This window comes from Aurantiacibacter sp. MUD11, from assembly GCF_026967575.1.
Taxonomy (GTDB): domain Bacteria; phylum Pseudomonadota; class Alphaproteobacteria; order Sphingomonadales; family Sphingomonadaceae; genus Alteraurantiacibacter.
Window position 1 is genome coordinate 314244 of sequence record NZ_CP114054.1, and the last position, 14242, is coordinate 328485.

Below are 14242 nucleotides of genomic sequence, written 5' to 3' on the forward strand. Positions count from 1 at the left end.
CCAGTTGGAATTTCTACTCGATAAGAGAACGGGCGTCCTCGGCCAGTTGTTCCGCCGTTTCCTCCGCCTCGTGGGCCAGCTTCTCGACCGGCCCGTCATTGCGGTGGACGAGGTTGTAGACGGCATCGCCCAACTGGTCGCGGAACAGCCAGCCCAGGCCGGCGATGACAGCTGCCACCACGCCCACGCCCAGCTCCACGCGATGCTCGCTGGCATATTCCCTGGCGTTATCGGCCATTTCCGCCGAACCGTCCTTGACCCGCAGGGCGGCCCGCTGGCCAAGGCTGCGGCTGCCGAAATCGCCCTTCACGTTCGCGATGCTGGTCTTCACCAGCCGCTTTGCCGCGTTGCGCATTGCCAGGTCTTCCTGCAGCTGGCTTTGGGGATCAGGCATCGTCCTGTTCCTCCTCCGCAGCACTCTGCATCACCTCCGCCACCTTCTGCCATTCGGCGCCGGCGCGGCGCACCAGCAGGAAGGCGACGACCAGCCAGGCCAGCACGACAAAGGCCGTTGCCCCCCAGGCCGTCAGGTGCGGCGTCAGCGCGATGATCAGGCCCACGGTGAGGCCGATGGTGGCGAGCACGGCAAAGAAAGCGGCGACCGCGCCGAAGGCGATCACCTTCTTCAGCTGGTTGGCGACAAAGCCCGCCCGCGATTTCTGGTAGGAAAGCTCGGCATCGAAATAGAGGCGCACGTCTTCGAACAGCGCCTCGATATCGTCCATAAGCGAACGCGTCCCCGCAGAAGCATCGGCCGGAGCGGCCGCATCGTCCTGCGGGGATTGCGTTACGGGCGCTTCGTCATGCGCAAGAGGCGCCGACGCGTCGCCGGATGCGTCGTCCCGAACCTGCACCTGTGCTTAGCGGAACAGGCGAGCGAAGAAGAAGCCGACCAGTGCGGCAAGGCCGACGGCGGTTGCCGGGCTCTTGCGGATCGCTTCGCGCGAATCCTCGGCCAGCTCGTCGAAGCTCTTTTCTTCCAGCTTGCGGGCGTTTTCCTGCAGCGAGCGCGAGGCCGAGCGGGCGTAGTCGCCGTACTTCGGGCCGAAACGCTCATCCAGCGCGACGGCATTCTCGTCGATCATGCGCGACAGGCCGGTCAGCGCCTCGCTAGCCTTCTGCTTGCCTTCGACGGCCAGTTCGCCGGCGCGGGCCTGGGCATCGTCGGCCCAGTCGGAACCGCGGGCCTTGGCTTCGTCGCGGTACTGCGTGGCGCGCTGCTTGGCCTCATCGCCGAGCAAGGCGGCACCGGCCTTCGCTTCGTCGAGCGCGGCGTTGAAGCGCGACTTGGCTTCGGCAGTGTTGCTGGCAGTCAGTTCAGGGGTTTCCGCGGCGGCGGCTTCGTCAGCCTTCGTCGACGCGGTCTTTTTCGTGGTGGCGGGCTTCTTTGCGGCCATAGTCAGATCCCTTTCCGGTTTAGAGGAAACGTCCCTCAATATTGTATTATGGGGTTAAGACACCCCCGTTCAAGATATCAACGCTTGTTGCAGTGCAAAGTTCCTCATTCTAGGAGGCCCGAAACCTCTCTTACAGGAGCAATTCCATGACCGCCATCATCGACATCCACGGCCGCGAAATCCTCGATTCACGAGGCAATCCGACGGTCGAGGTCGACATCCTGCTGGAAGATGGCAGCTTCGGCCGTGCCGCGGTGCCCTCGGGTGCTTCCACCGGCGCGCACGAGGCCGTGGAATTGCGCGATGGCGACAAGGATCGCTACCTCGGCAAGGGGGTGCAGAAAGCGGTCGACGCGGTGAACGGCCCGATCTCGGAACTGCTAGTGCTGGGGCCTGATGCGGAAAACCAGCGCGACATCGACATGGCGCTGATCGATCTCGACGGCACGCCCAACAAGGGCAAGCTCGGCGCGAACGCCATTCTCGGCGTCTCCATGGCGGTGGCCAAGGCGGCGGCGAATGCGCGCGGGCTGCCGCTGTGGGCCTATGTCGGCGGGGTGCAGGCGCACGTGCTGCCGGTGCCGATGATGAACATCGTCAACGGCGGCGAACACGCCGACAACCCGATCGACGTGCAGGAATTCATGGTCATGCCGGTGGGCGCCGGCAGCATTGCCGAAGCGGTGCGCTGGGGCAGCGAGATCTTCCACACGCTGAAGAAGGGCCTCTCGGAAAAGGGCCTGGCCACTTCGGTGGGGGACGAGGGCGGCTTTGCGCCGAACCTAGCCAGCACCCGCGATGCGCTGGATTTCATCATGGCCAGCATCGAGAAGGCCGGCTTCACGCCGGGCGATGACGTGGTGCTGGCGCTGGATTGCGCTTCGACCGAATTCTACGCCGACGGACGCTACGACCTTGCCGGCGAGCAGATCTCGCTCACGCCGGGCGAGATGGCCGATTACCTCGCCAAGCTGTGCGACGACTACCCGATCAAGTCGATTGAGGACGGCATGGCCGAAGACGACTTCGAAGGCTGGAAGGCGCTGACCGACCTGATCGGCGACCGCGTGCAGCTGGTGGGCGACGACCTGTTCGTCACCAACCCGACTCGCCTGTCGATGGGTATCGAGCAGGGTCTCGCCAATTCGCTGCTGGTGAAGGTCAACCAGATCGGCACGCTCACCGAAACCCTGCAGGCGGTCGATATCGCCCACCGCGCCGGCTACACCAGCGTGATGAGCCACCGCTCGGGCGAAACCGAGGACGCGACCATCGCCGACCTCGCCGTCGCCACCAATTGCGGGCAGATCAAGACCGGCTCGCTGGCGCGTTCGGACCGCCTCGCCAAGTACAACCAGCTGATCCGCATCGAGGAAGAGCTGGGTGATTCGGCGCACTATGCCGGTCGCGGCTGCTTCGGCCGTCTGAGCGGGTGGAGCGAGGACTAGTCGCTCGCCCGGTTCTTCGGGTGAAACCAGTACTGCCAGACGCCCCAGGCGTTGATCAGCAGCAGCACGAAGTTCATCGCCGCGATGGGGATGGCGTCGCTTGTCAGGCCGGAAACGATCCACGTGATCGAGACCAGGCAGAAGAGGACGAAGCCCCATGCCGTCGCGCGTCGACCGAGGTCGAAGGCGATCAGCGAGGCGGCGATCATCGTGCCGATGGCAGCGATCCATTCAAGCGGTCCGTTCATGGCCGAATGAGCGCGCGAAGACGCCTTTCGGTTCCTGTAGGTGCCGCTCAGGGCTTTTCAGTACCGCCTGGTTTTCCGGCCGAATCCAACGCCATCACACCGTGATGTGCGGTGATGTGACGGTCAGGCGAGGGCGGCAGTCAGCCGCTCCATTTGCTCCTTGCCGAGCTCCACGCGGGTGAATTCGAGCAGCTGTTCGAGCTGTTCGACGTTCCGCGCGCTGGCGATGGGGGCGGGGATGCCCGGCTGGTGCACCAGCCACGCGAGCGCGATGGCAGGCAGGCTGGCGCCGGTCTCGGCCGAGATATCGTCCATCGCCGCCAGCACAGGCGCGCCGACTTCGGCGTAGTCCTTCGTGCGGTAGCCGCGGACGTTGTTCTCGAAATCCTCTGGGGTTCGGTACTTGCCCGTCAGGTAACCCGCAGCGAGGCCGAAGAACGGCAGCATGGCAATCCCGCGCGAGGTGCAGAGCGCCTGCAATTCCGGACCGTAGGCCTTGCGCGAAACAAGGTTGTACTCGTTCTGCAGTGCCCGGAACGGCTCCGCCCCGGTCTTGTCCGCCACGGCCAGCGCCGCCGTCAGGCGATCGGCATTGAAGTTGGACGCGCCCAGCGACCGGACCTTGCCGTCCTTGGTGGTCGCATCGAAGACCTCGACGATCTGCGCGATGTCGAGCTCCTCGTAATCGCGGTGCGCGTAGTAGAGATCGATGTAGTCGGTCTGCAGCCGCTCCAGCGAGGCTGTGAGGTGATCGAGCACGGCCTGCGGCTGGTACAGGTCGGGATCGCCCATCGAACCGGGTGTGGTCGGCTGCTTCTTGGTGAGCATCCCGGTCTTGGTGTGGATGCGCATCTCGCTGCGCACACCGCGCGAGGACAGCCATTCGCCAAGGTAGCTTTCGGATTCGCCGCCGACATGGCCGGGAATCCACGCCGAGTAGACATCGGCGGTGTCGATCATGCGGCCACCGGCCTCGTAAAAGGCGTCGAGCACGGCAAAGCCTTCGTCGCCCTTGGCGGTCCAGCCGAAGACGTTGCCACCCAGGACCAGCGGAATTCCGGCGATTGCGGGATGGTCACTCATGCGAATTGCTCCCTCAATTCCAGCAGGCGGATCGCGGCCTGTGCCGCTTCGCCGCCCTTGTTCTTCTGCGCCGGGTCCGCGCGGACCAGCGCCTGTTCCTCGTTCTCCGTTGTGAGGATGCCATTGCCGATGGGAATGCCGTCCATGGTCAGCGCCATGATCGCGCGGGCGCTTTCGCCGGCGACGATCTCGAAGTGATAGGTCTCCCCCCGGATGACCACGCCGATGGCGACGAAGCCGTCATACTGGCCGCTTTCGGCCGCCAGCGCGATGGCGCCGGGCACTTCCAGCGCGCCGGGCACGGTGATCACGTCGACCTCGTGCCCCGCATCACGCAGGGCATTGCGCGCGCCGTCGATCAGCATGTCGTTCAGATGGCCGTAGAAGCGGGCTTCCACGATCAAAAAGCGGGCCATCAGGCATTCTCCTCAAGTTCGATGGGCCGTTCGCCTACGATGGAGAGGCCGTATCCGTCCAGCCCGACGAGCGAATGGCTGGTGTTGGTGAGCAGCACCATGTCGCGCACGCCGAGTTCGGTAAGGATCTGCGCTCCGACGCCATAGTCGCGCTGCTCCTCCGGCGGCATGTCGTCGTCCACCGGCGGCTTCTTGGCAAGGCGACGCACGGCGCGCGAGACGAACCCATCGGTGGCGCGGTTGATCAGTACGACGACGCCGGAGCCTTCCTCGGCAATCGCGCGCATCGCGCCTTCGAGCAGGTTGCTGCGTCCGCCCTTGCGGGCGAAGACATCGTCGAACAGCGACAAGGCATGCATGCGCACCAGGGTGGGAGTGCTCGGGTCGATATGGCCCTTCACCAGCGCTAGTGTCTCGCCCTTGGTGGCGGTGTTGTAGAAGCTGATGGCGCGCCAGTCGTCGCCCCACTTGCTGGCGAAGCGTTCCTCTTCGCGCTTCTCCACCAGATGGTCGTTCTGGCGGCGATAGGCGATCAGGTCGCGGATCGTGCCGATCTTCAGGCTGTGCTTGCGGGCGAAGCCGATCAGGTCCTCCAGCCGCGCCATGGACCCGTCCTCGTTCATGATCTCGCAGATCACGCCGCTGGGGTTGAGGCCGGCGAGGCGGGAGATGTCGACGGCAGCCTCGGTATGGCCGGCACGCACCAGCACGCCGCCCTCGCGGGCGACCAGCGGGAACACGTGGCCGGGGGTGACGATGTCGTCCGCCCCTTTCGAGGCATCGATGGCGACGGAGACGGTGCGCGCCCGGTCTGCCGCGGAAATGCCGGTGGTGACGCCAGTGCGCGCCTCGATGGCGACGGTGAAGGCGGTTTCGTGCCGGGTACGGTTCTTGCGGCTCATCAGCTCCAGCCCCAGCGCCTCGACCCGCTGGCGGGTGAGGGCGAGGCAGATCAGGCCGCGGCCATGGGTCGCCATGAAGTTGATGGCATCGGGCGTGGCCATCTGGCCGGGGATGATGAGGTCGCCCTCGTTCTCGCGGTCCTCGTCATCCACCAGGATGAACATGCGGCCGTTGCGCGCTTCCTCGATGATTTCCTCGATCCCGACGAGCACGGGGGTCTCGTCGTTCTCGGTCAGGAAGCGGTCGAGTTTGCCGAGGGTTTCGACGGTGGGGTTCCAGCCGTCCTCGGTGCAGTCGCGAAGGGTGTTGGCGTGGAGACCGGCAGCGCGGGCAAGGCCGGCGCGGGTCATTTTTCCTGCCGCGATCATCTCGCGGACTCGGGCTATTGTCAGATCACTCATGGCGGCGCCTGATAATCACATTATAATGTGATGACAAGTTGCGAATATCACATTCACAGGGGAAATTCCCCCTTGCGCCGCTACTCGACAGGCCGCAAATAGCCAGCATGAGCGATGTAGGACAGAGCCACGCGGAACTTGTCGAAGCGTTCCGTGAATCGATGCGCCACGTCGCTTCAACGGTCTACGCGGTAACCACGCTGGACGCGGGCAAGCGGTATGGAATCCTGGCAACGGCCGTCAGCTCGCTCAGTTTCGAACCGCCTTCGCTGCTCGTCTGCGTTAATCGCTCGGCCTCGCTGCACGATCCGCTGGAGCGCGCGGAGCGCTTCTGTGTCAACGTGCTGGGCATGGGCAATCGCGACGTGGCCGAACACTTCATGCTGCCGCGGGACGATCGCTTCGAGGTTGGCGACTGGGTGGAGGAGCACGGCGTGCCGGTGCTCAGCAGCGCGCAGTCGAGCCTGATCTGTCGCACGGCCCATCGCCATACTTACGGCACGCATACGATCTTTATCGGTGAACTGCTCGCAGCCAGCCATCGCGAAGATGCGACCCCGCTGACCTACTTCGATCGCGATTACATCGATATCAGCCAGGCGCCGCTACGGCGGAACGACGACTAGAAACGCCGGTCCCGCAATGCCAGCAGGTGTCCCGGCCAGGTCGGGCCGCGACGTAGCGGCAGGTACTGTTCGATTTCCTGCAGGGCGATGTCGGCGCGGGCCGATTGCGCCGGATAGATCCAGCTCGGCATGGTGCCGCCGCCAGCCTCGCGCCCTTCCGGGCTGCGCCAGAAGGTGGCGATGACTGCCGGATCGTAGCCCGCATTGGCCAGCAGGTGCACGGAGAGGCGATCCGCCTCGACCTCGGCCTGGCGGTTGGCTTGCTGGTTGCGGCCGACAAGGCCCATCACGGCGCTGTTGTCGATGCCCGAGTCGGTCTTGCGGCGGCGGTGTTCCAGCACGGTATGCGCCAGTTCATGCGCGAAGATGATGGCGAGTTGGTCGTCGCTCAGCCCGGCGGCGAAATCGTAGCGTAGCTGGATCACCTTGCCATCCGACCGGGCATTGGAGTCCCCGCCGACCATGATCTCAACCAGCGAACGGCAACCGCGCGGGGCGGGTAGGGCAACGCTGAACTGACGCTCTCCGCGCGCAATCACCAGCGTTGTCGATTGCTCCGCCGGTGTTTCCGCCAGCAAGGCGAAGGCGGCTTCGCGGACGTGGCCTTCCCCTTCCGGTTGCAGGTCGGCCACGCGCCGGCCGTTGATGGCAAGAATGCCATCGTCGCGTTCCAGCCCGGCCAATTCCGCAGCGGAACCCGGCAGCACGGCGGCAATGGCCAGTTCCCCGTTGGCGAACCGATCGGCAGCAGCGCCGGAGCTGTACTGGTCCATGCTGTGCAGGATCATCCCCGTCACCGGCATGGTCGAGCGGCACAGCGCCTCGTTGGTGATCATGATGTGTTCGGCAATGCGTGCGAGGCGCAGGTCCTGTTGCTCCAGTTGTTGCCAATCCTGCGCGGCAGCGGGCACGGCGAAAAGGAAGGAAAGCAAGGCGATCAGGAAGCGCATGCGGTGGACTTGCGTGTTCGGGGCGCGGCAATCAAGCCCTCAACCAAGGGCGGCGCGATCAATCTGGTCGATGCTGGAGAGGCCGAGCATGGCCATGGTGCGCGACACCTCGTCGCCCAGCAGGTCAATCGCCCGGGCCACGCCGGGTTCGCCCGCCGCGGCAAGGCCATACAGCGTCGCGCGCCCGACCATCGCGCCATCCGCGCCCAGGGCCAAAGCCTTCACGATGTCGCTGCCGCGCCGGATGCCGCTGTCGAGCAGCACGGTCATCTTGCCGCTCACGGCCTCGACCACTTCGGGCAAGGCGTCGATCGCCGCGACGGAATGGTCCAGTGCGCGGGCACCGTGGTTGGACACGACCACTCCGTCGGCCCCGACTTCCAGCGCCATACGGGCATCGTCAGGATGCAGGATGCCCTTGAGCACGAAGGCGCCCTGCCAGATGTCGCGCAGGCGCTTGATCCCGTCCCAGTCGAGGTCGTCCTGCTTGAACAGCGCCCCCGGCTTCGCGCCGCGGATGACTGAGTGCTTCATCGCCTTTGGCAGGTTGGCCTGCTTGGGAATTCCGCCGCTCAGCATGTAGCGACCGATGACTCCGGTCAGCCAGCGCGGGTGCGCCAGGATGTCGGGCAGGTTGCGACGGTTGAGGGCAAAGGGCATGCCGAAGCCATTGTGTGCCAGGTATTCGCGGTTTGGCGGTACCGGCAGGTCCAGCGTGACGAACAAAGCCTCGCAGCCGACCTCGTGCGCGCGCCGCACCACGTCATGCGACAGTTCACGGTTCTCCCACAGGTAGAGCTGGAACCAGCGGTTGCCACCCAGGTCGGCGAATTCCTCAACGTCCATCGTGCTCGCGCTGGAAATGGTGAAGGGGATGCCGGCCGCCGCGGCCGCGCGCGCCAGGTCATGGTCGCCGCGATACCACATGATGCCAGCGGCACCCGTGGGCGCGATGGCGAAAGGCAGGGCGCTTTCCTGCCCGAAGATCGTGGTGCGCGTGTCGATTGCGTCGACCTTGCGCAGCACGCGCGGGCGGAAAGTGAGGCCATCGAAGGCGGACCGGTTGCGGTCCATCCCCGTCTCGTCCTCAACCCCGCGTTCCAGGTATTCCCATACGCCCAGCGGCAGCCGACGCCGCGCCTTCTCGCGCAGGTCGGCGATGTTGAAACAGCCGAGCGTGTCCATGCCCATCAGCCGCGTCCGAGGAAGGGCAGCTTGTTCTGCACCACCAGCGCTTCGTAGAAGTTCAGGTGGTCGGGCAGGTCGCACATGTGCACGATCACCTCGGCGATTTCCTCCGGCGTGGCGGCAAAGTTCTCGGGCAGCTTGACCGAGCCGGGCATGATTTCCGTGGCCACGATGCCGGGGTGGAAGATCGACACGGCGATATTGTGGTCGCGGCCATCCACGGCCAGCGCATGGGTCAGGCCCTGCAGGCCGAACTTGCTGGCGGTGTAGGACGGGCACTCGCTGCGCGGCACCTTGGCCGAGATCGAGCCGACATTCACGATGCGTCCGTGGCCGCCCTTCAGGAAGATCGGCCAGGCGTGCTTGGCGCCGAGGAAGGCGCTGGTCAGGTTGGTGTCGAGCACGTTGTGCCAGTGCTCCAGCGAGGCTTCGGCCACCGGGGTGTTCTCGGCGATCCCGGCATTGTTGATCAGCACGTCGACCGTGCCGAAGCGCTCCACGGCCTTGGCGAAGAGGTTGGCCATGGCGTCCTCGCTGGTGACGTCGGTGACGACGGCCAGCGCCTGGCCGCCCATGGCTTCCAGTTTATCCACCAGCGCGTCGAGCCGTTCCTGCCGCCGCGCGGCCAGCACCACCTTGGCGCCCTTGTTGACGAACTCGACAGCACAGGCCTCGCCGATGCCCGAACTCGCGCCGGTAACCACCGCAACGCGGCCTTCCAGAATGCTCATTTCAAAATTTCCTCTCTGGTCAATTCTTGATGCCGGGGCGCACGGCCCGTCAATGACTAGTCCCCGTCGTATTCGATTGCGGCCGATGCGGCCCCGCTCATGATGAAGCCCACGGGGCGTTCGGCCTCTTCGGTCAGGTGGCCGATCAGGCTGCCGGTGCGGCACAGCAGGCCGATGCCCTTCAACGCCGCGAGCGGCCAGCCGAGGTCCAGCATGATGGCGGGGATCGGGCCGTTGACGTTTACCGGCAGTTCGCGCCCGATGGTCTTGGGCAAGGCCGCCTGCAACGCGCGCATCATCGCGACATGCTCGCCGGCCGCGCCGCGCTCGTCCGCCAGTTGCAGCAGCTTGAGGGCCCGTGGGTCCCCCTCTGTATGCTGCCAGTGGCCGAAGCCGGGCACGGCCTTGGTATGCTGGCGCCACTGCTCGATGCAGCGCCCTGCGACCTCGTCCACCGGGTCGCCACTTTTGCGCTGCTCTTCCACGCAGGAGGCGTAGAACTTGCCGGCGATCTCGGCGCTGCCCAGCGCCACCGAGCCGCAGCCGAGGATGCCTGCCGCCACCGCGCCCTGGACTGCTTCCGGCGCGGCCGCCAGTGTCATGCGGGCAGCCGCGACCGACGGGACCATGCCGTGTTCGGCAAGGGCCACCAGCACGGCATTGAGGAAGAAGCTCTGGTTCTCGTCCGGCTCCTCGCCCGTCACCAGCAGCCAGAAGTAGCTGGAGAAGTCGATCTTCCCCATCAGGTCTTCGCACAGGTCGCGCCCGCGCACCGTGATGCTGTCCGCATCCGAAGTGCAGATGGCCGAATATCCCTTGTCGTGCTTGCTGGTGCGCATTGCGAATATTCTCCCGGTGCCGCTTCAGGCTTTCGTTTTGCTGCTGCTTCGCGCACTGTGCCGAACACGAGAAGAGAGGACAATGTCAATATGACGGCCAGGCCGCTTGCGAATATTACCGTTATCGAAATGGGCACATTCATCACCGGCCCTGCTGCCGGGATGATGCTGGCCGACCTTGGGGCGGAGGTCATCAAGGTGGAACAGCCCGGTGCCGGTGACCCCTTTCGCAGCTTCAAGGGCGGGCTCTATTCGCCGCATTTCCAGACCTACAACCGCAACAAGCAGTCGATAGCGCTCGATCCGAAGAATCCGGACGATCTCGAGGTGCTCGATGGGCTGGTGAAGCAGGCCGACGTCTTCATCGAGAACTTTCGCCCCGGCGTGACCGAGCGCTTGAATGTCCATGCAGAGCGCCTGCGCGAATTGAACCCGCGCCTGATCTACGCCTCGATTTCCGGTTTCGGCAGTGAGGGGCCGGATCGTGATCGTCCGGCCTTCGACACGGTGGCACAGGCTGCCAGCGGCTTCCTGCGGCTGCTGGTGAACCCCGGACATCCGCGCGTCGTCGGCCCGGCCATCGCCGATGCCATGACCGGCTTCTACACCGCGCTGGGCATCCTTGCCGCGCTGAACGAGCGGCACGAGACGGGCAAGGGCAGGCTGGTCGAATGCTCGATGTTCGAGGCCATGTGCCACTTCAACCTCGACGATTTCACGCACCTGCTTTCGGTGGATGAGGTGATGGGGCCGTGGAGCCGCCCGCATGTGTCGCAAAGCTATGTCTTCGAGTGTGCCGACGGGAAGTGGCTGGCGCTGCACATGTCATCGCCACCGAAGTTCTGGGAAAACCTCGCGGCGACCGTCGGCCGGCCCGACATGCTGGAGATGGAACAGTTTGCCACGCGCGAGGCCCGCATCGCGCATTACGACGACGTCATCGCCTTCCTCGCGCCGATCTTCGCGACCAAGGATCGCGATTACTGGACCGACGAGCTCACCCGCCGCGAAGTGCCCAATTCGCCGGTGCGCACCTCGGAAGAGGTGCTCGCCAGCGCGCAGGCCAAGGCGCTCGGCATCCAGGTCGACGATCCGGACGGGCCGATGGGGCCGTTCAGCACGGTCCGCAATCCGCTCAGCTTCGATGGCGAACGGATGACCGAGGTCGCCGCACCGCCCGTGCTCGACCAGCAGGGCGAGCAATTGCGCAAGCGCGCGAAGGGCTAGACCGCGTCCGTGGAGTCGCGTTAGACATGATCAACAAAGGGCGCGGTCAGACGCCCGGGGGATCGAATAAGAGAGAGGACATTGTCATGGCGAATTCGTTGCCTGCCCGCCTGCATCACACGGCCTACGTTTCGAAGGATCTGGAGAAGACGCGCGCCTTTTACGAGGACGTGCTGGGCTTCCCGCTCGTCGCCACCTGGTGCGAGCAGGAAGAGCTGTTCGGCAAGGAGCGGACCTATTGCCACTGCTTCTTCGGCCTGGCCGACGGCAGTGCGCTGGCCTTCTTCCAGTTCGCGCACGAGGACGACGACAAGGAATTCAACCAGCCGGTGCCGCCGTCGCCGTTCCGCCACATTGCCCTGCATGTCGATGAAGAGGCGCAGGCCGATCTCGAGAAGCGCATTGCCGCAGCCGGGATCGAGCCGCCGCAGACCTATACGCTTGAACACGGCTATTGCCGTTCGGTCTATGTCGTCGATCCCGATGGCATGATCGTGGAGTTCACCTGTGACGCGCCGCATGCCGACCAGATCAATTCGATCCGCGCCAAGGATGCCCATTCCGAACTGAAGCGCTGGCTGGCCGGCGATCACCGCCCGAACAACGACGTGCGTCCGTCCGAACTGGCGAAGGCGGGCTGATGCTGCTGCCCAGTTCGCTGGTCGGGTCCTATTCGCAGCCCGACTGGCTGATCGATCGCGCCAAGCTGGCGGGACGTTTTCCGCCGCGTACGCGCGCCATGGAATTGTGGAAGGTCGAGCCCGACCTGCTGGAGCAGGCCTGGGACGATGCGACCATTGTCGCCATCCGCGAGCAGGAGGTCGCCGGTCTCGACATCATCACCGATGGCGAGATGCGGCGCGAAAGCTACTCCAACCGCTTTGCCACTGCGCTCAACGGTATCGACATGGAGAACCACGGCACCGCGCTCGACCGCAGCGGGGAGCCGGTACCGGTGCCGCGCGTGGCGGGGGACATCAGCCGCAAGCACCCGGTGCAGGTGCGTGATGTGGAATTCATGCGGCGCTTCACCGACAAGCCGATCAAGATCACCGTGCCGGGGCCGTTCACCATGGGGCAGCAGGCGCAGGACGATCACTATGGCGATCCCGAAGCACTGGCGCTGGCCTATGCTGCGGCGGTGAACGAGGAGATCAAGGATCTCCACGCCGCTGGCGCAGACGTCGTCCAGCTGGATGAACCCTATATGCAGGCCCGGCCCGAGGCCGCCCGCCAGTTCGGCCTCAAGGCGCTGGCCCGCGCACTGGAGGGTGTCGAGGGCACGACCGCGCTGCACATCTGCTTCGGCTATGCCGCGCTGATCCATGAGCGGCCCGAGGGCTACTCCTTCCTTCCGGAACTTGCCGGGTCAGGCGTCAAGCAGATCAGTATCGAGACAGCGCAGCAGAACCTCGATTGCGCCATCCTCGAGAAGCTGCCGGACAAGACCATCATCCTCGGCGTGCTGGACCTGTCGACGCATGAGGTGGAAACGCCCGAGATTGTCGCGGCGCGCATCCGCAAGGCATTGCCGCATGTCGATGTGGAACGCGTGATCGTCGCTCCCGATTGCGGCCTCAAGTACCTGCCGCGCGACGTCGCCTTCGGGAAGATGAAGGCCATGGCGGACGGTGCGCGGATCGTGCGCGAGGAGCTTTCGTGAGCTTTCGCACCACGCACACCGGCAGCCTGCCGCGTCCCGACTACCTGCTCGACATGGTCTTCGCCCGGGAGGGTGGGGAAGAGGTCTCGCAAGAAGCTTTCGATGAGGCAGTGGAACGTGCCACCGCCGAGATCGTCCAGCGCCAGAAGCAGGCGGGCATCGACATCGTCAACGACGGCGAGATGTCGAAGCCCAGCTACGCCACCTACATCAAGCACCGCCTGTCGGGCTTCGGCGGAGAGGCGGGGCAGTACGAGTTCCAGGACCTGGAGGACTTTCCCGGCGCCAAGGCGCAGGTGTTCGGTAACAAGGGCAGGGCGAAGCGATCGGCGCCGGCCTGCACCGGTCCGATCGAAGTGATCGACATGGATGCGCCGAGGCTGGATGCCGAACGGTTGACCAGGCTGGCCGAAGGGCACGCGACCTTCATGTCTGCCGCCTCTCCCGGCGTGACTGCGCTGTTCTTCCCGAACCAGTACTACGCCAGCGACGAGGAATACGTCTTCGCCCTGGCGGAGGGACTGCGGCACGAATACGAGACCATCGCCAATGCCGGGATCACCCTGCAGGTCGATTGTCCGGACCTGGCCATGGGTCGCCACGTGCAGTTCACGCACCTGTCGCTGGAGGACTTCCGCAAGCGCATCGGCATGAACATCGCCGCGCTCAACCACGCCTTGCAGAACATCCCGGCCGAGCAATTGCGCATGCATCTTTGCTGGGGCAACTACCCGGGGCCGCACCACTGCGACGTGGACTTGGCCGAGATCGCCGACATCGTCTGGCAGGCCAAGCCGCAGACCGTGCTGCTGGAAGGCGCCAACCCGCGCCACGCGCACGAGTTCGCCTATTTCGAGCAGCACCCGTTACCCGAAGGGAAGATCCTCTGCCCCGGCATGGTGGAGCCGCAAAGCCCCTATATCGAGCACCCGGACCTGATCGCCCAACGGATCGGTCGCTATGCCGACCTGCTCGGTCGGGAGCGCGTGCTGGCCGGTGTTGACTGCGGCTTCTCGGTCCATGCCGGCAGCAACTCGGTCGATGCCGAAGTCGTCTGGGCAAAGCTTGCGGCACTGGCCGAAGGCGCAGCCATCGCTTCGAAGAAGTACTGGTGATGTGGGG

17 protein-coding genes are annotated in these 14242 nt (G+C 65.1%); 6 read left to right on the plus strand and 11 right to left on the minus strand.

Annotation, left to right across the window (positions count from 1 at the left end; genetic code table 11):
* Positions 1 to 13: 13 nt before the first annotated feature.
* The 3 genes from OZN62_RS01575 to OZN62_RS01585 all read right to left on the minus strand — a co-directional run bounded on the left by OZN62_RS01575 (position 14) and on the right by OZN62_RS01585 (position 1397).
* Complete coding sequence (locus tag OZN62_RS01575; protein ID WP_269100932.1) at positions 14 to 394, minus strand: hypothetical protein; 381 nt, start codon at positions 392 to 394, stop codon at positions 14 to 16.
* Entirely contained in the window at positions 387 to 725 is a 339-nt protein-coding gene (locus OZN62_RS01580; RefSeq protein ID WP_269100933.1) for a phage holin family protein, read from the minus strand. Before OZN62_RS01580 ends, OZN62_RS01575 begins: the two co-directional genes overlap by 8 nt.
* Positions 726 to 860: 135 nt before the next feature.
* Positions 861 to 1397 (minus strand): hypothetical protein, encoded by a 537-nt coding sequence (locus OZN62_RS01585; protein ID WP_269100934.1) that lies wholly within the window; start codon positions 1395 to 1397, stop codon positions 861 to 863.
* A 146-nt stretch (positions 1398 to 1543) separates the two neighbouring features.
* Between OZN62_RS01585 and eno the strand changes: the two genes are divergently transcribed.
* Complete coding sequence (eno, locus tag OZN62_RS01590; protein WP_269100935.1) at positions 1544 to 2845, plus strand: phosphopyruvate hydratase; 1302 nt, start codon at positions 1544 to 1546, stop codon at positions 2843 to 2845.
* Here eno and OZN62_RS01595 read toward each other — a convergent pair.
* From OZN62_RS01595 to ribB, 4 genes are all read right to left on the minus strand, one after another.
* Positions 2842 to 3093, minus strand: coding sequence for a hypothetical protein (locus OZN62_RS01595; protein ID WP_269100936.1), 252 nt, complete (start codon positions 3091 to 3093; stop codon positions 2842 to 2844). The two genes, eno and OZN62_RS01595, sit on opposite strands and share 4 nt — an antisense overlap.
* A 123-nt stretch (positions 3094 to 3216) precedes the next feature.
* The gene (locus tag OZN62_RS01600) at positions 3217 to 4176 is read right to left on the minus strand and encodes an aldo/keto reductase (RefSeq protein WP_269100937.1); all 960 of its coding nucleotides are present in this window, start codon (positions 4174 to 4176) and stop codon (positions 3217 to 3219) included.
* The gene (gene ribH, locus OZN62_RS01605; RefSeq protein ID WP_269100938.1) at positions 4173 to 4592 is read right to left on the minus strand and encodes a 6,7-dimethyl-8-ribityllumazine synthase; all 420 of its coding nucleotides are present in this window, start codon (positions 4590 to 4592) and stop codon (positions 4173 to 4175) included. The genes OZN62_RS01600 and ribH overlap by 4 nt, the downstream gene beginning before the upstream one ends.
* Positions 4592 to 5896, minus strand: a complete 1305-nt coding sequence (gene ribB, locus OZN62_RS01610; RefSeq protein WP_269100940.1) for a 3,4-dihydroxy-2-butanone-4-phosphate synthase — start codon at positions 5894 to 5896, stop codon at positions 4592 to 4594. Before ribB ends, ribH begins: the two co-directional genes overlap by 1 nt.
* Before the next feature lie 107 nt (positions 5897 to 6003).
* Between ribB and OZN62_RS01615 the strand changes: the two genes are divergently transcribed.
* Positions 6004 to 6522, plus strand: a complete 519-nt coding sequence (locus OZN62_RS01615; RefSeq protein WP_269100942.1) for a flavin reductase family protein — start codon at positions 6004 to 6006, stop codon at positions 6520 to 6522.
* Here OZN62_RS01615 and OZN62_RS01620 read toward each other — a convergent pair.
* The 4 genes from OZN62_RS01620 to OZN62_RS01635 are packed head-to-tail and all read right to left on the minus strand — an operon-like array spanning position 6519 to position 10230.
* Positions 6519 to 7472 (minus strand): M48 family metallopeptidase, encoded by a 954-nt coding sequence (locus OZN62_RS01620; RefSeq protein WP_269100944.1) that lies wholly within the window; start codon positions 7470 to 7472, stop codon positions 6519 to 6521. The genes OZN62_RS01615 and OZN62_RS01620 overlap by 4 nt on opposite strands.
* A 39-nt stretch (positions 7473 to 7511) precedes the next feature.
* Positions 7512 to 8663, minus strand: a complete 1152-nt coding sequence (locus OZN62_RS01625; protein ID WP_269100945.1) for an alpha-hydroxy acid oxidase — start codon at positions 8661 to 8663, stop codon at positions 7512 to 7514.
* Positions 8663 to 9391, minus strand: coding sequence for an SDR family oxidoreductase (locus tag OZN62_RS01630; protein ID WP_269100947.1), 729 nt, complete (start codon positions 9389 to 9391; stop codon positions 8663 to 8665). Before OZN62_RS01630 ends, OZN62_RS01625 begins: the two co-directional genes overlap by 1 nt.
* A 56-nt stretch (positions 9392 to 9447) precedes the next feature.
* Complete coding sequence (locus OZN62_RS01635; protein ID WP_269100948.1) at positions 9448 to 10230, minus strand: citryl-CoA lyase; 783 nt, start codon at positions 10228 to 10230, stop codon at positions 9448 to 9450.
* Between the two features lie 90 nt (positions 10231 to 10320).
* Between OZN62_RS01635 and OZN62_RS01640 the strand changes: the two genes are divergently transcribed.
* The 4 genes from OZN62_RS01640 to OZN62_RS01655 all read left to right on the plus strand — a co-directional run bounded on the left by OZN62_RS01640 (position 10321) and on the right by OZN62_RS01655 (position 14235).
* Entirely contained in the window at positions 10321 to 11457 is a 1137-nt protein-coding gene (locus tag OZN62_RS01640; RefSeq protein WP_269100949.1) for a CaiB/BaiF CoA transferase family protein, read from the plus strand.
* Positions 11458 to 11543: 86 nt separating this feature from the next.
* A complete protein-coding gene (locus OZN62_RS01645; RefSeq protein ID WP_269100950.1) occupies positions 11544 to 12098 on the plus strand; it encodes a VOC family protein in 555 nt (184 codons plus the stop codon).
* The gene (locus OZN62_RS01650) at positions 12098 to 13120 is read left to right on the plus strand and encodes a 5-methyltetrahydropteroyltriglutamate--homocysteine methyltransferase (protein ID WP_269100951.1); all 1023 of its coding nucleotides are present in this window, start codon (positions 12098 to 12100) and stop codon (positions 13118 to 13120) included. Before OZN62_RS01645 ends, OZN62_RS01650 begins: the two co-directional genes overlap by 1 nt.
* On the plus strand, positions 13117 to 14235 hold the full coding sequence (locus OZN62_RS01655; RefSeq protein ID WP_269100952.1) for a cobalamin-independent methionine synthase II family protein: 1119 nt from the start codon (positions 13117 to 13119) through the stop codon (positions 14233 to 14235). Before OZN62_RS01650 ends, OZN62_RS01655 begins: the two co-directional genes overlap by 4 nt.
* Positions 14236 to 14242: the final 7 nt, after the last annotated feature.